Raw genomic sequence first — 23,923 nt, forward strand, 5'->3', positions numbered from 1 at the left:
CGGGCGCGGCGGGCGCTGGACAAGGGCCCGCCGCCGACGCTAAAAGAACAGCACGTCCGCCGTGTCTGCGAGGATCGCCATGAGCAACGCCATCGAACCCTACAAGTCCGCGCCCTTCGACCTGACCCACAAGCTGACCGTGGAGAAGCACGGGCACACCGCGCTGATCACCATCAACAACCCGCCGGCCAACACCTGGGACCGCGAGGGGCTGATCGGCCTGCGCCTGCTGGTCGAGCACCTCGACCGTGACGACGACATCTATGCCCTGGTGATCACCGGCCAGGGCAACAGCTTCTTCAGCGCCGGCGCCGACCTCAAGCTGTTCGCCGACGGCGACCGCAGCCGGGCGCGCGCCATGGCGCGCCTGTTCGGCGAAGCCTTCGAGGCGCTGCGCGATTTCCGTGGCGTGAGCATCGCAGCGATCAACGGCTACGCCATGGGCGGCGGCCTGGAGTGCGCGCTGGCCTGCGACATCCGCATCGTCGAGCGCCACGCCCAGCTGGCCCTGCCCGAGGCCGGCGTCGGCCTGCTGCCCTGTGCCGGCGGCACCCAGCACCTGCCCTGGCTGGTCGGCGAAGGCTGGGCCAAGCGCATGATCCTCTGCGGCGAACGGGTCGATGCCGACACCGCAGTACGCATCGGCCTGGCCGAGCAGGTGGTCGACAGCGGCGAGGCGCGCGGCCATGCCCTGCTGCTGGCGGCGCGCGCTGCGCGGCAGAGTCCGGTGGCGGTGCGCACCATCAAGCCGCTGATCCAGGGCGCCCGCCAGCGCGGCCCGAGCAGCTGGCTGGCGGAGGAACGCGAGCGTTTCGTCGATCTGTTCGATGCCGAAGATACCCGCGAGGGGGTCAACGCCTTCCTCGAAAAGCGCGAGCCGCACTGGCGCAACCGCTGAGCCGGTGGCCGCGCACCGCACCGTGTCGGGCGCAGCCTGCCGCCCCTCCCCCGCCGCACACCGGCGCGCCGCCCGAGCCGAATACGCGCCGGGCAGCCTTCAGCAGTTACCCTTCTTCGCCTGACCCGGCGGGCAGAAACGCCCGCCGTGCGGCGCGCCGCCGTCGCCGACATGGATATCCAGTCCCGGATCGACCCGCACATGGGCGCCCGGCGTGCGCACGCTGCACCCCACCAGCGCCAGCACGCTCGCCAGCAACATCACACTCAGTACACGCATAACGACCTCCCGGCACACTCGTTCAGATGTGGTATTCGACCGCCGGGCAACGGCGCGGTTCAGCGCAGCCCCGGAGCATCCAGCCCGCTGCAGCGCAGCGTCAGGTTGAGGCGCTGGGCGCCGAGCCGCGGATGGCAGCCCTCGCGCAGCGGAGATACACCATGGTGGAACAGCCGCGCCGGGCCGCCCCAGACCAGCACGTCGCCATGTTCCAGGCGCAGCGGGCGTGGGCGCTGCGAACGCTGCAGGCCGCCGAGCAGGAAGGTCGCCGGCAGACCGAGGGAGATCGACACTATGGGCTGGGTGAAATCGCGCTCGTCGCGGTCCTGATGCAGCCCCATGCCCGCGCCCGGGCGATAGCGATTGAGCAGGCAGGCATCCGGCGCGAAGTCGGCAAAACCGGCGCAGGCCGCGGCGCGCACCGCCAGCGCCTCCAGCACGGCCGGCAATGCCGGCCAGGGCGATCCGGACAGCGGATCGCAGGGCGAATAACGGTAGCCACGGGCATCGCTGACCCAGCCGTAGCGCCCGCAGTTGGTCATGCTCACCGCCATGCGGCGCCCGCCCGGCGTGCGCATGAAGCGCAGCGGCGCTGCCGCGATCACCGCCCGCAGCGCGGCGAGCAGCGGCTCCAGTTCATCCAGGGCATGGCCGCGCAGCAGGTGGACGCCGGGTGCCAGCTCGCAGTGTTCGCGGTGCCACAGCCCGGCGGCATGCAGCAGGTCATCGCTCAGCATCGGACACCTCCGATGCCGCATCCGGCAGGCAGTCCCCAGACCGCCTCCGGTGGGGCGGCGGCGCCCCGTCGCTGCGGTCGTCAGCGCACGTCTGTTCGTCGCACTGCGCCATCGTCACCCTCGCCCGCCTCTGGCCACATCGATGCGACGGCCATTGTAGCCCGCCATCCGGGCAGCGGAATGCGCGAAGCCCGCCGGAGGGCGGGCTTCGCGGGTACTGGGTAACGGACTCAGAGCGCCTGTTGCAACTGCGGCAGCGCCTCGAACAGATCGCCGACCAGGCCGTAGTCGGCGACCTGGAAGATCGGCGCCTCCTCGTCCTTGTTGATCGCCACGATCACCTTGGAGTCCTTCATGCCGGCCAGGTGCTGGATCGCGCCGCTGATGCCGACGGCGATATACAGCTCGGGCGCGACGATCTTGCCGGTCTGGCCGACCTGCATGTCGTTGGGCACGAAGCCGGCGTCCACCGCCGCGCGCGAGGCACCGACCGCGGCGCCCAGCTTGTCGGCCAGCGTGTAGAGCAGCGCGAAGTTCTCGCCGTTCTGCATGCCGCGACCGCCGGAGACCACCACCTTGGCGGCGGTCAGCTCGGGACGCTCGGACTTGGCCAGTTCCTCGCCGACGAAGGCGGAAAGGCCGGCATCGCTGCCGCCGCTCACCGCCTCGATGGCGGCGCTGCCGCCCGTGGCGGCCACGGCGTCGAAGCCGGTGCCGCGCACGGTGATCACCTTGATCGCCGCGCTGGACTGCACGGTGGCGATGGCGTTGCCGGCGTAGATCGGGCGCTGGAAGGTGTCGGCGCTCTCGACCTTGACGATCTCGGAGATCTGGTCGACGTCCAGCAGCGCGGCAACGCGCGGCAGCACGTTCTTGCCGGTGGTGGTGGCGGCGGCCAGCACATGGCTGTAGCCCTTGCCCAGCTCGGCCAGCAGCGGCGCGACGTTTTCCGGCAGCTGGTGGGCGAAGGTAGCGCTGTCGGCGACCAGCACCTTGGCGACACCGGCCACCTTGGCGGCGGCTTCGGCCACCGCGGCGCAGGCGCTGCCGGCGACCAGCACATGGATGTCGCCGCCGATCTGCTGGGCCGCGGCCAGGGTGTTCAGGGTCGCAGCGCCCAGGGCTGCGTTGTTGTGCTCGGCGAGTACCAGGATTGCCATCAGATCACCTTCGCTTCGTTCTTCAGTTTCTCGACCAGCTCGGCCACCGAGCCGACCTTGATGCCGGCGCTGCGGGTGGCCGGCGCCTCGACCTTGAGGGTCTTCACGGTGGAGGCGGTGGACACGCCGAGGGCCTCGGGCGTCAGCACGTCGAGCGGCTTCTTCTTGGCCTTCATGATATTGGGCAGGGAGGCGTAGCGCGGCTCGTTGAGGCGCAGGTCGGTGGTGACGATGGCCGGCAGTTTGAGGGCCACGGTCTGCAGGCCGCCGTCGATCTCGCGGGTGACGTTGACCTTGTCGCCGGCGACTTCCACCTTGGAGGCGAAGGTGCCCTGGGCGAAGCCGGTCAGCGCGGCGAGCATCTGCCCGGTCTGGTTGTTGTCGCTGTCGATGGCCTGCTTGCCGGTGATGATCAGCTGCGGCTGTTCACGGTCGACCACGGCCTTGAGCAGCTTGGCCACGGCCAGGGAGTTCAGCTCGTCGGCGAACTCGACCAGGATGGCGCGGTCGGCGCCGAGTGCCAGTGCGGTGCGCAGCTGTTCCTGGGCCTGGGCCGGGCCGACGGAAACGGCCACGATCTCGGTCGCGACACCCTTTTCCTTCAGGCGCACCGCCTCTTCCACGGCGATCTCGCAGAACGGGTTCATCGACATCTTCACGTTGGCCAGGTCGACGCCGGAGTGGTCCGCCTTGACGCGAACCTTGACGTTGTAGTCGACCACGCGCTTCACGGTCACGAGGATCTTCATCGCTTACCTCTTCCAGTCATTTGAAGTTGCGGCGGATCAGCTTCTGCACCCAGCCGACGATGCCGGCGCGGAACAGCAGCACGCAGAGCACGAAGATCACCCCGAGGATCACATGCACCCAGTCGCCCAGCGGGCCGTTGGACAGGTAGCTCTGCAGGGTCACCACCACGGTGGCGCCGACCAGCGGACCGAGCACGGTGCCGACGCCGCCGAGCAGGGTCATCAGGATCACCTCGCCGGACATGTGCCAGTGCGCGTCGGTCAGCGAGGCCAGCTGGAACACCACGGTCTTGGTCGCCCCGGCCAGACCGGTGAGGGTCGCCGAGATGACGAAGGCCAGCAGTTTGTGGGCGGCGACGTTGTAGCCGAGGGAAATGGCCCGAGGCTCGTTGTCGCGGATCGCCTTGAGCACCTGACCGTAGGGCGAGTGGATGGTGCGCTGGATCACCGCGAAGCCGAAGATGAACACTGCCAGCACGAAGTAGTACATGGACAGGTTGCTCTTCAGGTCGATCAGCCCGAACAGCTCGCCGCGCGGTACGCCCTGCAGGCCGTTCTCGCCGCCGGTGAAGGGCGCCTGCACATAGATGAAGAACACCAGCTGGGCCAGCGCCAGGGTGATCATCGCGAAGTAGATGCCCTGACGGCGGATCGCCAGCAGGCCGAAGCCCAGACCGAGCAGCCCCGAGGCCGCCGTGCCGGCGAGAATGCCCAGCTCGGTGGACAACCCGGTGTGCTGGCTGAGCAGGTAGCCGGTGACGTAGCCGCCGCTGGCGAGGAAGGCGGCGTGGCCGAAGGACAGCAGCCCCGCGTAGCCGAGCAGCAGGTTGAAGGCGCAGGCGAACAGGGCGAAGCACAGCAGCTTCATCAGGAACACCGGATAGATCGCCAGCGGCGCGACCAGCGCCACCCCCAGCAAGCCCAGGTACAGCCCCCACTTGCGGCGCTGGGCGGCGCGGCGGCGTTCCTGCTCGACCTGCGGATGGGCGAGGGCCGCGGCCGCCGCCTGAAGGTTTTCCACACTCGACATGCTCATGCCTCCTTACCGAACAGTCCCGCCGGGCGGAACAGCAGGACGATCACCATCACCAGGAACACCACGGTGCTGGCCGCCTGCGGATAGAACACCTTGGTCAGACCCTCGATCAGGCCCATGGCCAGACCGGTGACGATGGCGCCCATGATCGAGCCCATGCCGCCGATTACCACCACGGCGAACACCACGATCAACAGGTTGGCGCCCATGGTCGGACTGACCGGATAGATCGGCGCGGCGAGCACGCCGGCGAAGGCCGCCAGCGCCACGCCGTAGCCATAGGTCAGGGTGATCAGCAGCGGCACGTTGATGCCGAAGGCCTGCATCAGCTTGGGGTTCTCGGTGCCGGCGCGCAGGTAGGAACCCAGGCGGGTGCGCTCGATCATGTACCAGGTGAGCAGGCACACCACCAGCGCGGCAACGACTACCCAGGCGCGGTAGACGGGCAGGAACATGAAGCCGAGGTTGACGCCGCCCTTGAGCAGGTCGGGCATCGGGTAGGAGGCGCCGGAGACGCCGAACAGCTTGACGAAGCTGCCTTCGACGATCAGCGCCAGGCCGAAGGTCAGCAGCAGGCCGTAGAGGTGGTCCTCGCCGGCAATGCGGCGCAGCAGGTGGCGCTCCACCGCCATGCCGATGGCGCCGACCAGCAGTGGCGAGAGCACCAGCGCCACCCAGTAGTTGACGCCCAGATAGTTGAGGCCGAGCAGCGCGGCGAAGGCGCCGAGCATGTACAGCGCGCCGTGGGCGAAGTTGATGATCCGCAGCAGGCCGAAAATGATCGCCAGGCCCAGGCTGAGCAGCGCGTAGAAGGCGCCGTTGATCAGGCCGAGCAGCAGCTGGCCGAGCAGCACGCCCAGGGGAATACCGAATACGAGAGTCATGAGTCACCACCCACAGGAAGTCCGCGACACCCGGCCGCGCGGGCCGGGTGGATGGCTCGGCCCCGCGCAGCGCGGGGCCGGCGGTCGATCAGTTCTGTGCCACCTTGCCGGTCACCAGCTTGCACTGGCTCTCGGCCAGCGGGCGGTAGGCCTGCTCGCCGGGGATGGTGCTGACGATCTTGTACAGGTCCCACTCGCCCTTGGACTCGGCCGGGGTCTTGACCTGCACCAGGTACATGTCGTGGACCATGCGCCCGTCCTCGCGGATCTGGCCGCCCTTGGCGAACATGTCGTTGATCGGGGTCGCCGCCATCTTGGCGCGCACGGTCTTGGTGTCGTCGCTGCCGGTGGCCTTGACCGCGTTCAGGTAGTGCATGGTCGCCGAGTAGACCCCGGCCTGGGCCATGGTCGGCATGCGCTTGACGCGCTCGTAATAGCGCTGGGCCCAGGCGCGGGTCTCGTCGTTCATGTCCCAGTACCAGCCGGTGGTCAGTTGCAGGCCCTGGGTGACGTCCAGGCCCATGGCATGGATGTCGTTGAGGAACACCACCATGCCGGCGAGCTTCTGCCCGGACTGGGTGACGCCGAACTGGCTGGCGGTCTTCAGGGCGTTGACGGTGTCGGCGCCGGCGTTGGCCAGGGCGATCACCTCGGCGCCGGAACCCTGGGCCTGCAGCACATAGGAAGAGAAGTCGCTGCTGGGGAACGGATGACGGACTTCGCCGAGCACCTTGCCACCGCCCTCGGTGACCACCTTGGTGATGTCGCTGGCCAGCGAGTGGCCGAAGGCATAGTCGGCGGTCAGCATGTACCAGCTCTTGCCGCCGTTCTGCACCATCGCCTTGGCGGTGCCGTTGGCCATGGCGTAGGTGTCGTAGGTCCAGTGGATATGGTTGGGCGAGCAGAACTCGTTGGTGATGCTGGAGGACGCCGCGCCGGAAATCAGCGCCAGCTTGTCGGACTGCTCGACCACCTTGGCCGCCGCCAGCACCACCGAGGTGGCCACCAGGCCGGTCACCATGTCGACGTTGCGCTCGTCGACCCACTGGCGCACGGTGTTGGCGCCGACGTCCGGCTTGTTCAGGTCGTCGGCGCTGAACACCACGATCTTCTTGCCGTCGACGCTGCCGCCGAAGTCCTCCACCGCCATCTGCAGCGCCTCCAGACCGCCGGGGCCGGCAAGATCGCGGTAGGTGCCGGACATGTCGGCGAGGTAGCCGATGCGGATCTCGTCGTTGCTGATCGACGCCTGCGCCGTCCCGGCGACCAGGCTGGAGGCGAACATGGCAATTGCGGTCTTCTGGAATACCTTCATGTTTTCACCCACTTTCCACTGTTTTTGTTGTTGTACAGACCCGCGCCCGGCCTCCCGGCAGCGCTACGGCAGGCCGGCAGACATCGGGGCGGGGCAGAACGCGGTTCAGACACCCAGACAGGTGTTGAGTAGCTCCTTTTTCGCCGGCAGCTCGGCGGCGGTGATTTCCTCGACGATCTGGCCGTGCTCCATCAGGTAGTGACGGTCGGCCAAGGGCGCGGCGAAACGGAAGTTCTGCTCCACCAGGACGATGGTCAGGCCCTTGTTCTTGAGCTTGACCAGCACTTCGCCGAGCTTCTGCACGATCACCGGGGCCAGGCCCTCGGTGATCTCGTCGAGCAGCAGCAGGTTGGCGCCGGTACGCAGGATGCGCGCCATCGCCAGCATCTGCTGCTCGCCGCCGGACAGCCGGGTACCCTGGCTGAAACGACGCTCGTAGAGGTTGGGGAACATTTCGTAGATTTCGTCGAGGTCCATCCCGCCGCTGCGCACGGTGGGCGGCAGCAGCAGGTTCTCCTCGACGTTGAGGCTGGCGAAGATGCCGCGTTCCTCCGGGCAGTAGCCGACGCCCAGACGCGGAATCAGGTGTGCGGCGCTGGCGATGGTCTCGTTGCCGTTGATCATGATCGAGCCGGTACGCCGGCCGACCAGGTTCATGATCGCGCGCAGGGTGGTGGTGCGCCCGGCACCGTTGCGGCCGAGCAGGGTCACCAGTTCGCCGCGCCGCACCAGCAGGTCGATGCCGTGGAGGATGTGCGACTCGCCATAGAAGGCGTGCAGGTCGCTGATGCGCAGTTGTTCGTAATCGGGAGTATGCAGGCTGGTCATGCGTGGGCCTCCTCGGCGGCGGCTTCGCTGCCCAGATAGGCCTCGCGCACCTGCGGGTTGGCCGACACCGTGGCGTAGTCGCCCTCGGCGAGGATCGCGCCGCGCGCCAGTACGGTGAGGCGGTCGCACAGGCGGCTGACCACGCTGAGGTTGTGCTCGACCATCACCACGGTGCGACCGACCGCGGCGCGACGCACCAGGTCGACCACCATGTCAACGTCCTCGTGGCCCATGCCCTGGGTCGGCTCGTCGAGCAGCAGCACGCTGGGCTCCAGCGCCAGGGTCGTGGCCAGCTCCAGGGCGCGCTTGCGCCCGTAGGGCAGCTCGATGGTCAGGGTGTCGGCGAAGCCGAGCAGATCGACCTCGCCGAGCAGCTGCTCGGCGCGCGCGTTGAGCGCATCCAGGCAGCGCGCCGACTTCCAGAAGTGGAAGGAGTTGCCCTCGCGGCGCTGCAGGGCCACGCGCACGTTGTCGCGCACGCTCATGTGGCCGAACACCGCGGAAATCTGGAAGGAGCGCACCAGGCCCAGACGGGCGATCTCGTTGGGCTTCATGCCGGTGATCGGCTTGCCGAAGTAGAGGATCTCGCCGCGGGTCGGGGTGAGGAACTTGGTGAGCAGGTTGAACACGGTGGTCTTGCCGGCCCCGTTGGGACCGATCAGCGCATGGATATGACCCTTCTGCACACGCAGATCGACCGAATCGACGGCGGTGAAGCCGCGAAACTCCTTGGTCAGGCCGCGTGTTTCCAGCACGAACTCTGGTGCCATGGGGTGCCCTCTAACCTTGATTGTTTTTGTTGGTTATGGCGCAGGCCGTGGTTGGCCTTTACGTCAACGTAACAGCAACCCGCCGCGCACGGCAAGCACCCTGCGCATGCCTTTTGCGCAGTCAGTCGCGCGGCGGGCGCGGCACGCGGCCCATCAGGTAGAACTCGGGATTGGGCGGCGTCGCAGCCAGCGACACCAGACGGTTGGACAGGCTGAAGAAGGCGACGATGGCCCCGATATCCCAGATGTCGTCGAGGCTGAAACCGACGCTTTCCAGGCGCGCCTGCCAGGCATCGTCGAGGGTGCCGTGCTCGAAACTCAGGTACAGGGCGAAGTCGAGCATCGTCCGCTGGCGCGCGCCGATGGCGGCGCTGCGGTGGTTGATGGCGAGCTGGTCGGCCAGGTGCGGATCCTTGCTGTAGATGCGCAGCACCGCGCCGTGCGCCACCACACAGTACAGGCAGCCGTGGCGGGCGCTGGTGGCCACCACGATCATCTCCTTCTCGGCCATGCTCAGGCTGTCGGACTCGCGCAGCATCAACGCATCGTGCCAGGCGAAGAAGGCGCGGAACTCGTCGGGGCGGTGCGCCAGCATGAGGAACACGTTGGGCACGAAGCCGGCCTTGTCCTGCACGGCGAGGATCCGCTCGCGCAGATCGGCGGGCAGGTCGTCGAGGGCAGCGGGCACGGGAAAGCGGCTGATCGGCATGGTCATGGGCAGGTCCTTGATTGTTGTTGTAGAAGGCTGACACCCGCGCGGACAGGCTGTCCGAGCCGCCGAATGCGGCCCGGCAGGCATCGGCGCCGCCCAGTAGAACGACAGGCGCGCCTCCTGCGCAAGCGTTCTGCACCGACACCGTGACCCTGTGCATGAATGCCGACCAGGGTGTAGCCTTGCCCCCCGAACGCCGATGAACCCGGCGCATCCGCTGCCTACGCGGCACACGATGCGCCTGCCGACCGAGCTGGAAACACCGATGGCGAAGCAGACCTACAGCATCTCCGACCTCGCCCAGGAACTGGACGTGACCACCCGCACCATCCGCTTCTACGAGGAGCAGGGGATGCTCGCGCCGCAGCGCCGCGGCCAGGAACGCATCTACAGCCCCCGGGACCGGGTGAGCCTCAAGCTGATCCTGCGCGGCAAGCGTCTGGGCTTCTCGCTGGCCGAGTGCAAGACGCTGATCGAGCTGTACGACCCGCAGGCCGGCAACAAGAAACAGCTCAACAGCATGCTCGAACTGATCGCCGAACGACGCCGCCAGCTGGAGCAGCAACTGCTCGACATCCGCCAGATGCAGCTGGAGCTGGATACCGCTGAGGAGCGCTGCCGCAACGCCCTGCAGGCGACCGTCGAGCGCGGCGGCGCCTGAGCAGGGGCGATCAGGCGCGCCGCTTCCGTCGCGCGCATCGACGACCCGGCGGCACCCGCTGCCCGAGTTCGCCCGAGACCGGGCCACCTGTACGGCACCGGCGACGGGCGCCCGAACCTGGCGCGCGGCCGCACCGCCACGGACTGCTAGAATCGCCGCACAGCCAGAGGAGCCCGACGATGCTGATGGTGATTTCCCCCGCCAAGACCCTCGACTACAGCAGCGCGCCCGTCACCGAGCGCCACACCCTGCCCGAACACCTCGACCACGCCGCCGAGCTGGTCGCACAGCTGCGCGAGCTGAGCCCGGCGCAGATCGCCCAGCTGATGAGCCTGTCGGACAAGCTCGCCGGCCTCAACGCCGCGCGCTATGCCGAGTGGTCGCTGGCCTTCACCCCGGCCAACGCCAAACAGGCTCTGCTGGCCTTCCGCGGCGACGTCTACACCGGCCTGGATGCCGACAGCTTCGACGCCGACGACTTCGACTTCGCCCAGCAGCACCTGCGTATCCTCTCCGGCCTCTACGGCGTGCTGCGCCCGCTCGACCTGATGCAGGCCTATCGCCTGGAAATGGGCACCAAGCTGGCCAACCCGCGCGGCAAAGACCTCTACGCCTTCTGGGGCGAACGCATCAACGCCTGGCTCGACGCGGCGCTCGACGCCCAGGGCGACCGCGTGCTGCTCAACCTCGCCTCCAACGAATATTTCTCCGCGGTCAGGCGCAAGACGCTGGATGCGCGCATCCTCGACACCGAGTTCCGCGACCTGAAGAACGGCCAGTACAAGATCATCAGCTTTCACGCCAAAAAGGCCCGCGGGCTGATGGCCCGCTACGTAATCAAGCACCGCCTGCGCGCCCCCGAGGCGCTCAAGGGCTTCGACCTGGTCGGCTATCGCTACAGCGCCGAGCATTCGGGGGCAGACAAGCTGGTGTTCCTGCGCGAGCATGGCGAAGACTGAACCGGGAGACGGCCCATGCTGATCGGCGCCCTGCTCACCCTGACCTGGCTGGCCCTGCTGATGCGCTACCCGCGCCGCGCGGCGCCGATCAGCCTGATCGCGCTGGGCGCCCTGGGCCTGGTGGCGCTGTGGACGCTCTGGCAGGACCAGCACGAGCAGCGCCGTCTGGCGCAGCTCGAACTGCATCTGGAGATCGACGCCGAATGCCCCGCCGATCGGCCGCTGCGCGCCCGTCTGCGCAACGGCAGCGACGCCACCCTGCACGACCTGCGCTGGCAGGTCGGCGCCTACCGCAGCGGCGACAGCATCAACCTCGCCGACGACCGCTACGACAGCCCGCACTACCGAGGCCCGCAGACCCTGCTGCCGGGTAGCGACTGGCAGCACTGCCTGCCGCTGCCGCCGCTACGCCCGGGCTATCGCGCCGCCACTCTGGAATATCGCGCCGAGCGCCTGCGCGGACACTTCGGCGACTGACCGAGAGGCGCTCGTACAGTCCGACAAGCTCTGCCCGGCATGCACTGCAGGAGAATCGCCTTCGGGCCAGGCCATCGCACGAAGCGAACCGCTCCCCGTAACGGTCCGCACAGTTGTAGTGCGGAGTGCGTCAGCCACGCCACTTCATGGTGCGCACGACGCACCCTACGGCAGCCATGCCGCGCGCAGGCAGCCCGACAGCTACTGCGCCGGCTCGTCGCGCTCGACACGCTTATGCGGCGGGGCTTCGCTGGGTGGCGAGGGAAAGCGGTGGGAGCCGTAACGCACCACCAGGGTGGCCAGGGCCAACAACAGGATGGCGCCGCAGACCATGACGATGCCCATGTTCGGCTTGTGGGTATGCTGGATATCGGCGATCAGCAGCCGGGTCAGCGCGGTGATCGCCACATAGATCAGGAAGCGCACCGGCATGTGGTTGGTCTTGAAGTAGATACCGACCATCGCGCCCAGTTCGAGGTAGATGAACAGCAGCAGGATGTCGTCGATGGTCGCCTGGCGCGCCTCGAGCATGCCCCAGAACGTCAGCCCCGCCGCCCAGGCCACGGCGCCGCCGATGGCGAACAAGGCAAGATAGTGGAAGCCTTCGACCAGCAGATTGCCGAGGGCATCGGCCTGCTGGTGCATGGCATGGCGCAGGCGTTCGGGCCAGGAGGATTTCATCGGGGGGCAGCTCCAGCGGAAAGGATGTGCTGGAGATTGCAGGAAATGTGCCCAAAAAGAAAACTCCCTGTGTACCGGAGATACACAGGGAGTCTCTATAAATCTAGAAATAAAATTAAATCCCGAAAACCATCTAACTCAAATTAGTTAGTGAATGCGCAGGTACCACCTTTCTCAAGGTCACAGGAAACCTTCGCATTGTTACCATTATTAATTACAGCAACGACAGGGGTTGTCAAAGCTGTAGGCTTTGTAATTGAAGTGCATGCTGCAGCGTTAGAGTCAGGAACAGGTTGCGCACCACTCGGATCCAAAAGCGCTGCCAACACTGTGTTAGTGTAAGCTTTAGCCTCTGCCATACAGGCATTATCAGAAGATTTTCTCGTGTAATTCTGATAGGCGGGCAATGCTACAGCCGAGAGAATCCCGATAATCGCCACCACGATCATCAGCTCGATCAGGGTAAAACCCTTCTGCACTTGTGCTTTCATGTTTTGCTCCTTGCAAACGGTAGAGGTCTCGTCGACCTGCGTAGAATAAGGCAGTCGCCGTGCCAGTTCGCCGGAGAGTTCCAGGCAATATGCGAAGTTGCGGCGCGGTTCACGCAACTCATCCGTCATCACGAACCGGCTCACATTTCCAGTTCGAACTGCGACACCCCGATTCCACTACCGGGACTGACCGCACCAGTCGCTCGCTACGAAAACGCCCGCCGAAGCCGGCAAAAAGTGACGTATTTTGTCACCCCCGCACGCCGCGAATTGGCAGCCTGTCGGCTCTGCGCTATAAGGCAGCCTCCCGTGTTGCAGGATGCACCGTTCATGAACACTCCCACCGCCCTCACCGGCCTGGCCCGCCAGCTGGTCGCCGCCGAACTGCTGGACGTCCCGGCTGCGCAGAAGGCGCAGACCGAGGCCGCGCGCAACCAGCTCACCCTCGTGCAGCATCTGGTACAGAACCGTCTGGTGACGGCGCGCGCCATCGCCGAGCTGGCCGCCGAACAGTTCGGCATGCCGCTGCTCGACCTGCGCGCACTGGAGCGCGAGCAACTGCCGCGCGAGCTGGTCAGCGAGAAGCTGGTACGCCAGCACCGCGCCCTGCCGCTGCTGCGGCGCGGCAACCGGCTGTTCGTCGGTCTGTCCGACCCCGCCAACCAGCAGGCGATTCAGGACATCCAGTTCAGCACCGGTCTGGCGGTCGAAGCCGTACTGGTCGAGGAGGATCGCCTGAGCGAGACCATCGAGCAGCTGTTCAGCGCCGCCGGCAGCGGCATGGACGGGCTCGACGACACCGACCTGGACGGCGTGGATACCAGCAACGATACCGCCAAGGGCGACGACAGCGTCAGCGCCGAAGGAGGCGCCGACGATGCGCCGGTGGTGCGCTTCGTCAACAAGATGCTGCTGGAGGCGATCCGCGGCGGCTCCTCGGACCTGCACTTCGAGCCCTACGAGAAAAGCTACCGGATCCGCTTTCGTACCGACGGCATGCTGCATGAAGCTGCCCGCCCGCCGATCCAGCTGGCCGGGCGGATCGCCGCGCGCCTCAAGGTGATGGCCGGGCTGGACATTTCCGAGCGACGCAAGCCCCAGGACGGGCGGATCAAGCTCAAGGTCTCGGCGCACAAGGCCATCGACTTCCGGGTCAACAGCCTGCCGACGCTGTGGGGCGAGAAGATCGTCATGCGGATCCTCGACCCCTCCAGCGCGCAGATGGGCATCGACGCCCTCGGCTACGAGGAGGAACAGAAGGCGCTCTATCTCAAGGCGCTCAGCCAGCCGCAGGGGATGATCCTGGTGACCGGGCCGACCGGCTCGGGCAAGACGGTGTCGCTGTACACCGGCCTGAACATCCTCAATACCCCGGACATCAACATCTCCACCGCGGAGGACCCGGTGGAGATCAACCTGGAAGGCATCAACCAGGTCAACGTCAACCCCAAGCAGGGCATGGACTTCGCCCAGGCGCTGCGCGCCTTCCTGCGTCAGGACCCGGACGTGATCATGGTCGGCGAGATCCGCGACCTGGAAACCGCCGAGATCGCCATCAAGGCGGCGCAGACCGGCCACATGGTGATGTCCACCCTGCACACCAACAGCGCCGCGGAAACCCTGACCCGCCTGCGCAACATGGGCATCCCGGCCTTCAACATCGCCACCTCGGTGAACCTGATCATCGCCCAGCGCCTGGCCCGGCGCCTCTGCCCGCAGTGCCGCAAGCCACACGAACTGCCCCACGAGGCGCTGCTTGCCGAGGGCTTCCCGGCCGAGCGCATCGGCAGCTTCAAGCTGTACCGGCCGGGCGCGGGCTGCGACGCCTGCAAGAACGGCTACAAGGGCCGGGTGGGTATTTATGAAGTGGTTAAAATCACCCCCGAGCTGCAACGCCTTATCATGGAAGAAGGCAATGCCCTCGATATCGCCGCCAAGGCGCGCGAAGAAGGCTTCAACGACCTGCGCGCCTCCGGCCTGCTCAAGGCCATGCAGGGCCTGACCAGCCTTGAGGAAGTCAACCGCGTCACCAAGGATTGAACATGGCGGAGAAAACACCGAAGACCGAAACCTTCGTCTGGGAAGGCATCGACCGCAAGGGCGACCGGCTCAAGGGCGAACTGAGCGGCCTGAACCCAATGCTGGTCAAGGCGCAGCTGCGCCAGCAGGGCATCAATCCGATCCGGGTACGCAAGAAGAGCAAGCCGCTGCTGGGCGGCGGCAAGAAGATCAAGCCCATGGACATCGCCCTCTTCACCCGGCAGATGGCGACCATGATGAAATCCGGTGTACCGCTGCTGCAGTCCTTCGACATCATCGCCGACGGCATGGAGAAGCCGGCGATGCGCGAGCTGACCCTGGAGATCAAGCAGGGCGTGGCGGCGGGCAACAGTCTGGCCAACTCGCTGCGCAAGAAGCCGCAGTACTTCGACGACCTCTACTGCAACCTGGTGGACGCCGGTGAGCAGTCCGGGGCACTGGAAACCCTGCTCGACCGGGTGGCCACCTACAAGGAGAAGACCGAGGCGCTCAAGGCCAAGGTGAAGAAGGCGATGACCTACCCCATCGCGGTGATCGTGGTAGCGGTGATCGTCTCGGCGATCCTGCTGATCAAGGTGGTGCCGCAATTCCAGAGCGTGTTCGAGGGCTTCGGCGCGGAGCTGCCGGCCTTCACCCAGATGGTCATCAACCTGTCGGAGCTGCTGCAGGAATGGTGGCTGATCGTGCTGCTGGCACTGATCGGCTTCGCCTATGCCTTCGGCGCCGCCTACAAGCGCTCGGAGGCGCTGCGCAACAACGTCGACCGCACCCTGCTCAAGCTGCCGCTGGTCGGCGCGATCACCTACAAGAGCGCGGTGGCGCGCTATGCGCGCACCCTGTCGACCACCTTCGCCGCCGGGGTACCGCTGGTGGAGGCGCTGGACTCGGTCGGCGGCGCGGCCGGCAACGTGGTGTTCCGCAATGCGGTGCGCAAGGTCAAGCAGGATGTATCCAGCGGCATGCAACTGAACTTCTCGATGCGCACGGCGAACGTGTTCCCGGCGATGGCGATCCAGATGGCGGCCATCGGCGAAGAGTCCGGCTCGCTGGACAGCATGCTCGACAAGGTCGCGGAATATTACGAGGCGGAAGTGGACAACATGGTCGACAATCTGACCACCCTGATGGAGCCGATGATCATGGCGGTGCTTGGCGTGCTGGTGGGCGGACTGATCATCGCCATGTACCTGCCGATCTTCCAGCTCGGCGCGGTGGTGTAAGGCATGGCGTTCATCGATCTGCTGGCCGCCAGCCCCGCCTGGTTCACCGCCTGCACCCTGCTGCTCGGCCTGCTGGTGGGCAGCTTCCTCAATGTCGTGGTGTATCGCCTGCCGATCATGATGCAGCGCGACTGGCAGGCCCAGGCCCGCGAGGTGCTGGAGCTGCCGGCCGAGCCGACCGAGCGCTTCGACCTGCTGCTGCCGCACTCGCGCTGCCCGCACTGCGCGCACCGCATCCGCGCCTGGGAAAACATTCCGCTGCTCGGCTGGCTGCTGCTGCGCGGGCGCTGCTCGGCGTGCCGGGCGCCGATCGGGATGCGCTATCCGCTGGTGGAGCTGGCCTGCGGGCTGCTCTCCGGCTATATCGCCTGGCATTTCGGCTTCAGCTGGCAGACCGCCGCCCTGCTGCCGCTGACCTGGGGGCTGCTGGCGATGAGCCTGATCGACGCCGACCACCAGTTGCTGCCGGATGTCCTGGTGCTGCCGCTGCTGTGGCTGGGGCTGATCGTCAACCAGTGGAGCCTGTTCGCCAGCCCTGCGGCGGCGCTGTGGGGCGCGGTGGCCGGCTATCTCAGCCTGTGGTCGCTGTATTGGCTGTTCAAGCTGGTGACCGGCAAGGAAGGCATGGGCTACGGCGACTTCAAGCTGCTGGCGCTGATCGGCGCCTGGGGGGGCTGGCAGGCGCTGCCGTTAACCATCCTGCTGTCCTCGCTGGTCGGCGCGGTGCTCGGCCTGTTGCTGCTGCGCCTGCGCGGCGCCGACCACGGCACGCCGATTCCCTTCGGCCCCTACCTCGCCATCGCCGGCTGGATCGCCCTGCTGTGGGGCGAGACCATCACCGCCGGCTACCTGCGCATCGCCGGCATGGGCTGAGCGGCTTCGCCCGGCGGCGCTGGCCGCCCCGGCGGCCGCGGGGGATAATGCGCCGGTCATCGCCACGGACTTCGCCATGCAACCCTGGATTCTCGGTCTCACCGGCGGCATCGGCAGCGGCAAGAGCGCCGCCGCCAGTCATTTCGCCCGTCTCGGCGTGCATCAGGTGGACGCCGATCAGGTCGCCCGCTGGGTAGTGGAGCCGGGGCGTCCGGCGCTGGCACGGATCGTCGACCGCTTCGGCGAGGCCATCCTGCACGCCGATGGCCGCCTCGACCGGGCGGCCCTGCGTGCGCGCATCTTCCAGACGCCGGAGGAGCGCCAGTGGCTGGAGCAACTGCTGCACCCGCTGATCCGCACGGAAATGCGCCATGCCCTGGAGCAGGCCCGCTCGCCCTACGCCATTCTGGTCTCGCCCTTGCTGGTCGAGTCCGAGCAGCAACGCCGGATGGTCGAGCGCATCCTGGTGATCGACGTTCCCGAGGCGCTGCAATTGCAGCGCACCATGCAGCGCGACAGCGTTCCCGAACAACAGGTGCGCGCCATCCTGCAGGCCCAGGCTGCCCGCGAGGAGCGCCTGCGCCACGCCCACGACGTGCTGGTCAACGACCGCGACCTGGCCTGGCTGCACGGCGAGGTGGAGCGCCTGCATGAACTTTATCTGCGCCTGCACGCCAGGCCCCAAGGACATTCGCAATGAGCAAGCCACTGACCGTCACCTGCCCGACCTGCTCGGCCCCGCTGGAGTGGACGCCGGCCAACCATTTCCGGCCGTTCTGCAGCGAGCGCTGCAAGCTGATCGACCTGGGCGCCTGGGCCGCCGAGGAGCATGCGATCCCCGGCGACCCGCAGCTGGACGCCGCCTTCAGCGACGAACTGCACGCCCCTGGCGGTCTGCGTCACTGAGGCGGGCCACGCCGCTCGTCGTCCGGCGGGCGCTCCTCCTTCCACGGCGCCTGCAGATAGCGGGTGCGGTTGAAGGTTTCCAGCCAGTCCGGGTAGAACACCACCAGCGCGGTGACCACCAGACCGTTGATGAAGGCCTCGGGGAACACCACCAGCCACAGGTAGCCGGCGAACTCATCGAGCCAGGGCGGCATCTGGTAGATGCCGTCCACCAGCAGCACGCCCAGCCCCGCCAGCAGGCTGCACAGGGTGGCCAGCGCCGCCGGGAAAAAGCCGCTGAAGAAGATATAGACGAACAGGTTCTCCGGCTGGCGACGCTCCACCCCCTGGGCGCAGACCTCGGTGACCAGCACCGGGATGAGGATCATCAGCACGCCGTTGACGCCGAGGGCCAGCAGGTCCTGACGACCGAGGGCGACCAGCGCCAGCTGGGCGGCGAAACCGGCCAGTACCGCCAGCGGCCAGTCCAGCAGCAGGGTCACCGCGGTCATGCCGATGAAGTGGTAGGACAGCCCCGCCGGAAAATCGCGACGCACCAGCCAGAGCACGAACAGCGCCAGCACCGTGCCGAACAGCAGGTGCTGGCGGCGGAAATCGCTGAACAGCTCGACCCAGGGCGCACGCAGCGCCGCTGCCAGGAGCAGCGGCAGGAACAGCAGTCCGCCCAGCCACTGGCTGGAGCTGGACAGCAGTTCGGCGGCGATCACGGCTGGAGCTGCTCAAGAGCGCGGCGCAGCTCGGCGGCATCGGCGAATTCGCGCCGCTCGCGCAGCACGCCCCCGTCGAGTTGCAGCCAGAGCACCCCGGCCTCGGGCGCCGCGTACTGCGGCACCACCGCCGCCTCGCGATCCAGCAGCACGCGGTAGCTGTAGTCGCGCATCGCCGGAATGGCGAACAGGCTGCCGATCAGGCTCGGCATGCGGCTGATGTCGGCGACGAACAGCGCCTGGCGCTCCTCCAGATAACCCTTGGGGCGCTCGGCCAGGGCCTGCTCGACCAGTTTGGCGCCATCCATGCTCCGTGCCACCAGCAACACGCGCAGCTGTCCGTCGAGGGTATAGGACTGCTCGAACTGATCGCTCAGGGTCCAGGGCGCCAGACGCTCGCCCGGCTCCAGCGCCTGCGCCGCGCCGCTCAGCAGGACCAGGCCCAGCGCCATCCAGAATTTCGTCATGGGGAAGTCTCCAGGGGATAACGGGCTTCCAGTCTACACCCGGGCCTGCGCCTCGATAGCCGCTGCGACAACCTGCCCATCCGCCCCACCGCACGCTGGCATCCCCGCGCAGGGGCGCTCCGGCCACGATTCGCGGCACAAGCACAACATGCGGCATTGTGTCACCCCGGGCACAAGCATAAGATGTTTGTCATTCTGTTTCCGAGACTGCCATGTCCAGCCGTCTGAGTCCCGAAGACCAGCAACGGGTCGAGCGTTACCTCAGCTCCCCGCAGCATCAAGTCAAGCGCCGGCCCTTCCGCCCGTGGCGCCTGATGCTGGGCCTGCTGGCCGTGATCGTCGGCCTGGGCTTACTGAGTCGCCTGCTGAGCTCCCTGGTCACATGATCCCCCTCCCGCACAGCCACCAGTCTCGCCCCGCTTTCCTTCAAAACCTTGCGAGACTTACCCATGACGCATCACATCGTGATTGTCGGCGGCGGCGCCGGCGGGATCGAACTGGCGACCCGCCTTGGCCGTAGCCTGGGCAAACGCGGACAGGCACGCATCACCCTGGTCGACGGCAACCTTACCCACATCTGGAAACCGCTGCTGCACGAGGTGGCCGCCGGCTCGCTGAACTCATCGGAAGACGAGCTCAACTATGTCGCCCAGGCCAAGTGGAACCACTTCGAGTTCCAGCTCGGTCGCATGTGCGGTCTCGACCGTCAGCGCAAGATCATCCAGCTGCAAGCCACCCTCGACGAGGACGGCAGCGAGCTGGTGCCGCCCCGGGAGATCGCCTACGACACCCTGGTACTGGCGGTCGGCAGCACCACCAACGACTTCGGCACACCCGGCGCTGCCGAGCACTGCATCTTCCTCGACACCCGCCAGCAGGCCGAGCGCTTCCACCAGCTGCTGCTCAACCAGTACCTGCGCGCCCACGCCAACCCGGAGCACAGCGCCACCGAGCAGATCAACGTGGCGATCATCGGCGCCGGCGCCACCGGCGTCGAACTGGCGGCCGAACTGCACCATGCCGCACGCCTGCTGGCCGCCTACGGACTGGACGGCATCCGCCCGGAAAACCTGCGCCTGACCTTGGTCGAGGCCGGCCCGCGCGTGCTGCCGGCGCTGCCCGAGCGGATCAGCGTGCCGGTGCATGAAACCCTGGAGAAACTCGGCGTGACGGTGCTGACCGGTTCGCCGGTCAGCGAAGTGGCCGAGGAAGGCCTGTGCACCGCCGATGGCCAGCTGATTCCGGCCAGCCTCAAGGTCTGGGCCGCCGGCATTCGCGCACCGCGTTTTCTCAACGAGATCGACGGCCTGGAAAGCAACCGTATCAACCAGCTGGTGGTCCTGCCCACGCTGCAGACCACCCGCGACGAGCACATCTTCGCCTTCGGCGACTGCGCAGCCTGCCCGCAGCCCGACGGCAAGAACGTGCCGCCGCGCGCCCAGGCAGCCCACCAACAGGCTTCGCTGCTGGCCAAGTCGCTCAAGCGCCGCCTGGAAGGCAAGCCGCTGCTGGAGTACCGCTACCGCGACTACGGCTCGCTGATCTCGCTGTCGAGCTTCAGTGCAGTGGGCAACCTGATGGGCAACCTGACCGGCGATGTGATGCTCGAAGGCCGCCTGGCACGCTGGTTCTATGTGTCGCTTTACCGCCTGCACCAGATGGCGCTGTACGGCAAGTTCCGCACCCTGCTGCTGATGCTCAGCGACCGCCTGGGACGCAGCACCGAACCGCGCCTGAAACTGCACTGACGGCCAACGTTGCGGGGAGCGCCTGGCGCTCTCCGCAACGGTACGGCAGGCGCGCACCGACTAAAAACAGCCACGCACAAAAAAGCCGGAAGGCCTTTCAGCACTTCCAGCTTTTAGTCCTTCCTGGGAAGGGAATATGGTGGGTCGTGTAGGGGTCGAACCTACGACCAATTGGTTAAAAGCCAACTGCTCTACCACTGAGCTAACGACCCAAAACTGGTCGGGGTAGAGAGATTCGAACTCCCGACATCCTGCTCCCAAAGCAGGCGCGCTACCGGACTGCGCTATACCCCGCCTAGAAGTTGGCTCCGCGACCTGGACTCGAACCAGGGACCCAATGATTAACAGTCATTTGCTCTACCGACTGAGCTATCGCGGAACTTCGAGACTTCCAACCCTCTACAGTTGCCGCTCTTTTGAGCGACTCACCGTTTCAGTGGGGCGCATTTTACGGGATGCTTGCCGAGTGTCAACAGGAAATTTCAATTTTTTCAGAAAAAACGCTTTGCGCTCAGGGACATGCCGATATTCAGCGCTCGCCCGCCGCGACGCAAAGTCCGACGCGGCGGGCGATTCGTCTCAGGCGAAGACGATCTGCTCGCCCTCGACCCGCGCATGGATGGTCGCCCCCGGGGCGAACTCGCCGGCGAGGATCTGCTGCGCCAGCGGGTTCTCGATCCAGCGCTGGATCGCACGCTTGAGCGGGCGGGCGCCATACACCGGGTCGTAACCGACGGCGATCAGCTTCTCCAGCGCTTCCGGCGTCAGCTCCAGGCTCAGCTCGCGCTCGGCCAGCCGGCTACGCAGGCGCGACAGCTGGATCTCGGCGATGCCGCCGATCTGCTCCTTGCCCAGCGGATCGAACACCACCACCTCGTCGATGCGGTTGATGAACTCCGGGCGGAAGTGGTGGCTGACCGCATCCATCACCGCGGCGCGCTGCGCCTCCGGATCGCCGACCAGCTCCTGGATCTGCGCCGAGCCGAGGTTGGAGGTCATCACCACCACGGTGTTCTTGAAGTCCACGGTGCGGCCCTGGCTGTCGGTCAGTCGGCCGTCTTCGAGCACCTGCAGCAGCACGTTGAACACGTCCGGGTGGGCCTTCTCCACCTCGTCCATGAGGATCACCGAGTACGGCTTGCGGCGCACCGCCTCGGTCAGATAGCCGCCCTCCTCGTAGCCGACGTAGCCGGGCGGCGCGCCGATCAGGCGGGCCACCGAGTGCTTCTCCATGAACTCGGACATGTCGATGCGCACCATCGCCTCCTCGGTGTCGAAGAGGAACTCGGCCAGCGCCTTGCACAGCTCGGTCTTGCCCACCCCGGTCGGGCCGAGGAACAGGAACGAGCCGCTCGGCCGATTCGGGTCGGCCAGGCCGGCGCGCGAGCGACGCACCGCGTTGGACACCGCCACCACCGCCTCGTGCTGGCCGATCACCCGCCTGTGCAGCTCGGCCTCCATGCGCAGCAGCTTGTCGCGCTCGCCCTCCATCATCTTGGCCACCGGGATGCCGGTCCACTTGGACACCACCTCGGCGATCTCCTCGTCGGTGACGCGGTTGCGCAGCAGCTGCTTCTCCTTCTGTTCGCCGCTGTCGACGCTGGCCAGCTTGCGCTCAAGCTCCGGGATCACCCCGTACTGCAGCTCGGCCATGCGCTGCAGGTTGCCCTGGCGGCGGGCAGTCTCCATGTCGGCCCTGGCCTGCTCCAGCTGCTGCTGGATCTGCGCCGAGCCCTGCACCTCGGCCTTCTCCGACTTCCAGATCTCCTCGAGGTCGGCGTACTCGCGCTCCAGCTTGGCGATGTCCTCCTCCAGCTTGGCCAGGCGCTTGCGGGTGGCCTCGTCGGTTTCCTTCTTCAGCGCCTCGCGCTCGATCTTCAGCTGGATCAGCCGGCGATCCAGACGGTCGAGCTCCTCGGGCTTGGAATCGATCTCCATGCGGATGCGGCTGGCCGCCTCGTCGATCAGGTCGATGGCCTTGTCCGGCAGCTGGCGGTCGGTGATGTAGCGGTGCGACAGCTTGGCCGCGGCGATGATCGCGCCGTCGGTGATGGTCACTCCGTGGTGCACCTCGTAGCGCTCCTTGAGGCCGCGCAGGATGGCGATGGTGTCCTCCTCGCTCGGCTCGTCGACCAGCACCTTCTGGAAGCGTCGCTCCAGGGCAGCGTCCTTCTCGACGTACTGGCGGTACTCGTCGAGGGTGGTGGCGCCCACGCAGTGCAGCTCGCCGCGCGCCAGCGCCGGCTTGAGCATGTTGCCGGCATCCATCGAACCCTCGGCCTTGCCCGCGCCGACCATGGTGTGCAGCTCGTCGATGAACAGGATGACCCGGCCTTCCTGCTTGGCCAGCTCGCCCAGCACCGCCTTGAGGCGCTCCTCGAACTCGCCGCGGAACTTGGCGCCGGCGATCAGCGCGCCCATGTCCAGCGACAGCAGGCGCTTGTCCTTGAGGCCGTCGGGCACCTCGCCGTTGACGATGCGCTGGGCCAGGCCCTCGACGATGGCGGTCTTGCCGACGCCCGGCTCGCCGATCAGCACCGGGTTGTTCTTGGTGCGCCGCTGCAGGACCTGGATGGTGCGGCGGATCTCGTCGTCGCGGCCGATCACCGGGTCGAGCTTGCCGTCCTCGGCGCGCCTGGTCATGTCGATGGTGTACTTGTCCAGCGCCTGGCGCGACTCCTCGGCGTTGGGGTCGTTGACCGCCTCGCCGCCGCGCAGGTTGGCGATGGCGTTCTCCAGCGCCTGCTTGCTCACCCCCTGGGCGAGCAGCAGCTTGCCGAGGCGGGTGGCGTTGTCCAGCGCGGCGAGCAGCACCAGCTCGCTGGAGATGTACTGGTCGCCCTTCTGCTGGGCCAGGCGGTCGGCCTGGTTGAGCAGGCGGGCGAGATCCTGTGACATGTTCACGTCGCCGGTGGGGTTCTGGATCTTCGGCAGGTCGTCGAGCGCCTTGGACAGCGCCTGGCGCAAGGCGGCGATGTCGAAGCCGACCTGCATCAACAGCGGGCGGATCGAGCCGCCCTGCTGCTCGAGCAGGGCGGACATCAGGTGCAGCGGCTCGATGGCGCTGTTATCGCGGCCCACGGCCAGCGACTGGGCATCGGAAAGGGCCAGTTGCAGTTTGCTGGTCAAACGGTCGATACGCATGGGTTCGTCCTTCGCAAGCAATGGCGGAGCCGCCGTGCGGCGCTCCGGGGAGAAGTGTCTTGCAGGATAGATGAGGACGATTGCCGGCGATTCAAGGGACGGGCGCTGACCGGGGTCAAGGGCACCGCAGGGGAGAAGATTCGCGCAGCGATCTTCTATCGATACGAGGGCAGCATGCGCC

The 23,923-nt window shown here is 66.9% G+C and carries 26 protein-coding genes and 3 tRNA genes; 11 read left to right on the plus strand and 18 right to left on the minus strand.

The genetic code is table 11. The annotated features are described in order from the left end of the window. Positions 1 to 79 precede the first annotated feature (79 nt). Positions 80 to 898, plus strand: coding sequence for an enoyl-CoA hydratase (locus tag BLU22_RS01190; protein ID WP_090211504.1), 819 nt, complete (start codon positions 80 to 82; stop codon positions 896 to 898). 99 nt (positions 899 to 997) lie between these two features. On the opposite strand, the gene BLU22_RS01195 is transcribed toward BLU22_RS01190, so the two are convergent. The 10 genes from BLU22_RS01195 to BLU22_RS01240 all read right to left on the minus strand — a co-directional run bounded on the left by BLU22_RS01195 (position 998) and on the right by BLU22_RS01240 (position 9,371). Beyond that, positions 998 to 1,177, minus strand: coding sequence for a hypothetical protein (locus tag BLU22_RS01195; protein ID WP_090211506.1), 180 nt, complete (start codon positions 1,175 to 1,177; stop codon positions 998 to 1,000). Positions 1,178 to 1,236: 59 nt separating this feature from the next. Continuing rightward, positions 1,237 to 1,914: a DNA oxidative demethylase AlkB gene (gene alkB / locus BLU22_RS01200; protein WP_090211508.1), complete on the minus strand. Its 678-nt coding sequence runs from the start codon at positions 1,912 to 1,914 to the stop codon at positions 1,237 to 1,239. 230 nt (positions 1,915 to 2,144) lie between these two features. Next, the gene (locus tag BLU22_RS01205; protein WP_090211510.1) at positions 2,145 to 3,074 is read right to left on the minus strand and encodes an electron transfer flavoprotein subunit alpha/FixB family protein; all 930 of its coding nucleotides are present in this window, start codon (positions 3,072 to 3,074) and stop codon (positions 2,145 to 2,147) included. Then, entirely contained in the window at positions 3,074 to 3,823 is a 750-nt protein-coding gene (locus BLU22_RS01210) for an electron transfer flavoprotein subunit beta/FixA family protein (RefSeq protein ID WP_090211512.1), read from the minus strand. Before BLU22_RS01210 ends, BLU22_RS01205 begins: the two co-directional genes overlap by 1 nt. A gap of 16 nt (positions 3,824 to 3,839) precedes the next feature. Beyond that, a complete protein-coding gene (locus tag BLU22_RS01215) occupies positions 3,840 to 4,853 on the minus strand; it encodes a branched-chain amino acid ABC transporter permease (protein ID WP_090211513.1) in 1,014 nt (337 codons plus the stop codon). A gap of 2 nt (positions 4,854 to 4,855) precedes the next feature. Next, positions 4,856 to 5,743, minus strand: a complete 888-nt coding sequence (locus BLU22_RS01220) for a branched-chain amino acid ABC transporter permease (protein WP_090211515.1) — start codon at positions 5,741 to 5,743, stop codon at positions 4,856 to 4,858. Between the two features lie 88 nt (positions 5,744 to 5,831). After that, positions 5,832 to 7,058, minus strand: a complete 1,227-nt coding sequence (locus tag BLU22_RS01225; protein ID WP_090211516.1) for an ABC transporter substrate-binding protein — start codon at positions 7,056 to 7,058, stop codon at positions 5,832 to 5,834. Between the two features lie 105 nt (positions 7,059 to 7,163). Further along, positions 7,164 to 7,886, minus strand: coding sequence for an ABC transporter ATP-binding protein (locus BLU22_RS01230; protein WP_090211518.1), 723 nt, complete (start codon positions 7,884 to 7,886; stop codon positions 7,164 to 7,166). Next, on the minus strand, positions 7,883 to 8,656 hold the full coding sequence (locus BLU22_RS01235; RefSeq protein ID WP_090211520.1) for an ABC transporter ATP-binding protein: 774 nt from the start codon (positions 8,654 to 8,656) through the stop codon (positions 7,883 to 7,885). The genes BLU22_RS01230 and BLU22_RS01235 overlap by 4 nt, the downstream gene beginning before the upstream one ends. A gap of 121 nt (positions 8,657 to 8,777) precedes the next feature. Beyond that, positions 8,778 to 9,371 carry a peroxidase-related enzyme gene (locus BLU22_RS01240; RefSeq protein WP_090211521.1) on the minus strand — a complete coding sequence of 198 codons (594 nt, stop codon included), beginning with the start codon at positions 9,369 to 9,371 and terminating at the stop codon, positions 8,778 to 8,780. A gap of 262 nt (positions 9,372 to 9,633) precedes the next feature. Here BLU22_RS01240 and BLU22_RS01245 point away from each other — a divergent pair, with 262 nt between their 5' ends. The 3 genes from BLU22_RS01245 to BLU22_RS01255 all read left to right on the plus strand — a co-directional run bounded on the left by BLU22_RS01245 (position 9,634) and on the right by BLU22_RS01255 (position 11,465). After that, positions 9,634 to 10,029, plus strand: a complete 396-nt coding sequence (locus BLU22_RS01245; RefSeq protein WP_090216150.1) for a MerR family transcriptional regulator — start codon at positions 9,634 to 9,636, stop codon at positions 10,027 to 10,029. Between the two features lie 179 nt (positions 10,030 to 10,208). Then, positions 10,209 to 10,988, plus strand: a complete 780-nt coding sequence (gene yaaA / locus BLU22_RS01250) for a peroxide stress protein YaaA (RefSeq protein ID WP_090211523.1) — start codon at positions 10,209 to 10,211, stop codon at positions 10,986 to 10,988. Positions 10,989 to 11,003: 15 nt separating this feature from the next. After that, complete coding sequence (locus BLU22_RS01255; RefSeq protein WP_090211524.1) at positions 11,004 to 11,465, plus strand: multidrug transporter; 462 nt, start codon at positions 11,004 to 11,006, stop codon at positions 11,463 to 11,465. Positions 11,466 to 11,666: 201 nt separating this feature from the next. On the opposite strand, the gene BLU22_RS01260 is transcribed toward BLU22_RS01255, so the two are convergent. Together BLU22_RS01260 and BLU22_RS15350 are read right to left on the minus strand one after the other, a co-directional pair. Continuing rightward, complete coding sequence (locus BLU22_RS01260) at positions 11,667 to 12,146, minus strand: phosphate-starvation-inducible protein PsiE (RefSeq protein ID WP_090211526.1); 480 nt, start codon at positions 12,144 to 12,146, stop codon at positions 11,667 to 11,669. A 143-nt stretch (positions 12,147 to 12,289) separates the two neighbouring features. After that, complete coding sequence (locus tag BLU22_RS15350; protein WP_090211527.1) at positions 12,290 to 12,637, minus strand: pilin; 348 nt, start codon at positions 12,635 to 12,637, stop codon at positions 12,290 to 12,292. Positions 12,638 to 12,967: 330 nt separating this feature from the next. Between BLU22_RS15350 and pilB the strand changes: the two genes are divergently transcribed. From pilB to yacG, 5 genes are all read left to right on the plus strand, one after another. After that, positions 12,968 to 14,677 carry a type IV-A pilus assembly ATPase PilB gene (gene pilB / locus BLU22_RS01270; protein ID WP_090211529.1) on the plus strand — a complete coding sequence of 570 codons (1,710 nt, stop codon included), beginning with the start codon at positions 12,968 to 12,970 and terminating at the stop codon, positions 14,675 to 14,677. Between the two features lie 2 nt (positions 14,678 to 14,679). Beyond that, entirely contained in the window at positions 14,680 to 15,897 is a 1,218-nt protein-coding gene (locus BLU22_RS01275) for a type II secretion system F family protein (RefSeq protein ID WP_090211532.1), read from the plus strand. Positions 15,898 to 15,900: 3 nt separating this feature from the next. Beyond that, positions 15,901 to 16,770: a prepilin peptidase gene (locus BLU22_RS01280; protein ID WP_090211533.1), complete on the plus strand. Its 870-nt coding sequence runs from the start codon at positions 15,901 to 15,903 to the stop codon at positions 16,768 to 16,770. Positions 16,771 to 16,846: 76 nt separating this feature from the next. Next, positions 16,847 to 17,470 carry a dephospho-CoA kinase gene (gene coaE, locus BLU22_RS01285; RefSeq protein ID WP_090211535.1) on the plus strand — a complete coding sequence of 208 codons (624 nt, stop codon included), beginning with the start codon at positions 16,847 to 16,849 and terminating at the stop codon, positions 17,468 to 17,470. Further along, positions 17,467 to 17,676: a DNA gyrase inhibitor YacG gene (gene yacG, locus BLU22_RS01290; RefSeq protein ID WP_090211536.1), complete on the plus strand. Its 210-nt coding sequence runs from the start codon at positions 17,467 to 17,469 to the stop codon at positions 17,674 to 17,676. Before coaE ends, yacG begins: the two co-directional genes overlap by 4 nt. Here yacG and BLU22_RS01295 read toward each other — a convergent pair. Continuing rightward, a complete protein-coding gene (locus BLU22_RS01295; protein ID WP_090211538.1) occupies positions 17,670 to 18,383 on the minus strand; it encodes an energy-coupling factor ABC transporter permease in 714 nt (237 codons plus the stop codon). The two genes, yacG and BLU22_RS01295, sit on opposite strands and share 7 nt — an antisense overlap. Then, complete coding sequence (locus tag BLU22_RS01300) at positions 18,380 to 18,850, minus strand: FAD/FMN-containing dehydrogenase (RefSeq protein ID WP_173867163.1); 471 nt, start codon at positions 18,848 to 18,850, stop codon at positions 18,380 to 18,382. The genes BLU22_RS01295 and BLU22_RS01300 overlap by 4 nt, the downstream gene beginning before the upstream one ends. A 212-nt stretch (positions 18,851 to 19,062) precedes the next feature. Here BLU22_RS01300 and BLU22_RS01305 point away from each other — a divergent pair, with 212 nt between their 5' ends. Beyond that, complete coding sequence (locus BLU22_RS01305) at positions 19,063 to 19,236, plus strand: DUF3094 family protein (RefSeq protein WP_090211541.1); 174 nt, start codon at positions 19,063 to 19,065, stop codon at positions 19,234 to 19,236. 63 nt (positions 19,237 to 19,299) lie between these two features. Further along, positions 19,300 to 20,598 (plus strand): NAD(P)/FAD-dependent oxidoreductase, encoded by a 1,299-nt coding sequence (locus BLU22_RS01310; protein WP_090211542.1) that lies wholly within the window; start codon positions 19,300 to 19,302, stop codon positions 20,596 to 20,598. A gap of 137 nt (positions 20,599 to 20,735) precedes the next feature. Here BLU22_RS01310 and BLU22_RS01315 read toward each other — a convergent pair. From BLU22_RS01315 to clpB, 4 genes are all read right to left on the minus strand, one after another. After that, positions 20,736 to 20,810 (minus strand) — tRNA-Lys (locus tag BLU22_RS01315). A gap of 5 nt (positions 20,811 to 20,815) precedes the next feature. Beyond that, a tRNA-Pro gene (locus BLU22_RS01320) sits at positions 20,816 to 20,892 on the minus strand. 9 nt (positions 20,893 to 20,901) lie between these two features. Continuing rightward, positions 20,902 to 20,977 (minus strand) — tRNA-Asn (locus BLU22_RS01325). A 200-nt stretch (positions 20,978 to 21,177) separates the two neighbouring features. Further along, complete coding sequence (clpB, locus tag BLU22_RS01330) at positions 21,178 to 23,742, minus strand: ATP-dependent chaperone ClpB (protein WP_090211544.1); 2,565 nt, start codon at positions 23,740 to 23,742, stop codon at positions 21,178 to 21,180. Positions 23,743 to 23,923: the final 181 nt, after the last annotated feature.

The sequence above is a fragment of the Pseudomonas guangdongensis genome (assembly GCF_900105885.1).
Taxonomy (GTDB): domain Bacteria; phylum Pseudomonadota; class Gammaproteobacteria; order Pseudomonadales; family Pseudomonadaceae; genus Geopseudomonas; species Geopseudomonas guangdongensis.

What these genes read in the sequence shown, in the direction of transcription:
- alkB (WP_090211508.1), bottom strand. Translation starts at nt 1,914, where the DNA reads ATGCTGAGCGATGACCTGCTGCATGCCGCCGGGCTGTGGCACCGCGAA.
- BLU22_RS01275 (WP_090211532.1), top strand. Translation starts at nt 14,680, where the DNA reads ATGGCGGAGAAAACACCGAAGACCGAAACCTTCGTCTGGGAAGGCATC.
- BLU22_RS01305 (WP_090211541.1), top strand. Translation starts at nt 19,063, where the DNA reads ATGTCCAGCCGTCTGAGTCCCGAAGACCAGCAACGGGTCGAGCGTTAC.
- yaaA (WP_090211523.1), top strand. Translation starts at nt 10,209, where the DNA reads ATGCTGATGGTGATTTCCCCCGCCAAGACCCTCGACTACAGCAGCGCG.
- BLU22_RS01245 (WP_090216150.1), top strand. Translation starts at nt 9,634, where the DNA reads ATGGCGAAGCAGACCTACAGCATCTCCGACCTCGCCCAGGAACTGGAC.
- BLU22_RS01240 (WP_090211521.1), bottom strand. Translation starts at nt 9,371, where the DNA reads ATGACCATGCCGATCAGCCGCTTTCCCGTGCCCGCTGCCCTCGACGAC.
- coaE (WP_090211535.1), top strand. Translation starts at nt 16,847, where the DNA reads ATGCAACCCTGGATTCTCGGTCTCACCGGCGGCATCGGCAGCGGCAAG.
- BLU22_RS01220 (WP_090211515.1), bottom strand. Translation starts at nt 5,743, where the DNA reads ATGACTCTCGTATTCGGTATTCCCCTGGGCGTGCTGCTCGGCCAGCTG.
- BLU22_RS15350 (WP_090211527.1), bottom strand. Translation starts at nt 12,637, where the DNA reads ATGAAAGCACAAGTGCAGAAGGGTTTTACCCTGATCGAGCTGATGATC.
- yacG (WP_090211536.1), top strand. Translation starts at nt 17,467, where the DNA reads ATGAGCAAGCCACTGACCGTCACCTGCCCGACCTGCTCGGCCCCGCTG.
- BLU22_RS01260 (WP_090211526.1), bottom strand. Translation starts at nt 12,146, where the DNA reads ATGAAATCCTCCTGGCCCGAACGCCTGCGCCATGCCATGCACCAGCAG.
- BLU22_RS01230 (WP_090211518.1), bottom strand. Translation starts at nt 7,886, where the DNA reads ATGACCAGCCTGCATACTCCCGATTACGAACAACTGCGCATCAGCGAC.
- BLU22_RS01235 (WP_090211520.1), bottom strand. Translation starts at nt 8,656, where the DNA reads ATGGCACCAGAGTTCGTGCTGGAAACACGCGGCCTGACCAAGGAGTTT.
- BLU22_RS01310 (WP_090211542.1), top strand. Translation starts at nt 19,300, where the DNA reads ATGACGCATCACATCGTGATTGTCGGCGGCGGCGCCGGCGGGATCGAA.
- BLU22_RS01210 (WP_090211512.1), bottom strand. Translation starts at nt 3,823, where the DNA reads ATGAAGATCCTCGTGACCGTGAAGCGCGTGGTCGACTACAACGTCAAG.
- clpB (WP_090211544.1), bottom strand. Translation starts at nt 23,742, where the DNA reads ATGCGTATCGACCGTTTGACCAGCAAACTGCAACTGGCCCTTTCCGAT.
- BLU22_RS01195 (WP_090211506.1), bottom strand. Translation starts at nt 1,177, where the DNA reads ATGCGTGTACTGAGTGTGATGTTGCTGGCGAGCGTGCTGGCGCTGGTG.
- BLU22_RS01205 (WP_090211510.1), bottom strand. Translation starts at nt 3,074, where the DNA reads ATGGCAATCCTGGTACTCGCCGAGCACAACAACGCAGCCCTGGGCGCT.
- BLU22_RS01300 (WP_173867163.1), bottom strand. Translation starts at nt 18,850, where the DNA reads ATGACGAAATTCTGGATGGCGCTGGGCCTGGTCCTGCTGAGCGGCGCG.
- pilB (WP_090211529.1), top strand. Translation starts at nt 12,968, where the DNA reads ATGAACACTCCCACCGCCCTCACCGGCCTGGCCCGCCAGCTGGTCGCC.
- BLU22_RS01255 (WP_090211524.1), top strand. Translation starts at nt 11,004, where the DNA reads ATGCTGATCGGCGCCCTGCTCACCCTGACCTGGCTGGCCCTGCTGATG.
- BLU22_RS01190 (WP_090211504.1), top strand. Translation starts at nt 80, where the DNA reads ATGAGCAACGCCATCGAACCCTACAAGTCCGCGCCCTTCGACCTGACC.
- BLU22_RS01215 (WP_090211513.1), bottom strand. Translation starts at nt 4,853, where the DNA reads ATGTCGAGTGTGGAAAACCTTCAGGCGGCGGCCGCGGCCCTCGCCCAT.
- BLU22_RS01280 (WP_090211533.1), top strand. Translation starts at nt 15,901, where the DNA reads ATGGCGTTCATCGATCTGCTGGCCGCCAGCCCCGCCTGGTTCACCGCC.
- BLU22_RS01225 (WP_090211516.1), bottom strand. Translation starts at nt 7,058, where the DNA reads ATGAAGGTATTCCAGAAGACCGCAATTGCCATGTTCGCCTCCAGCCTG.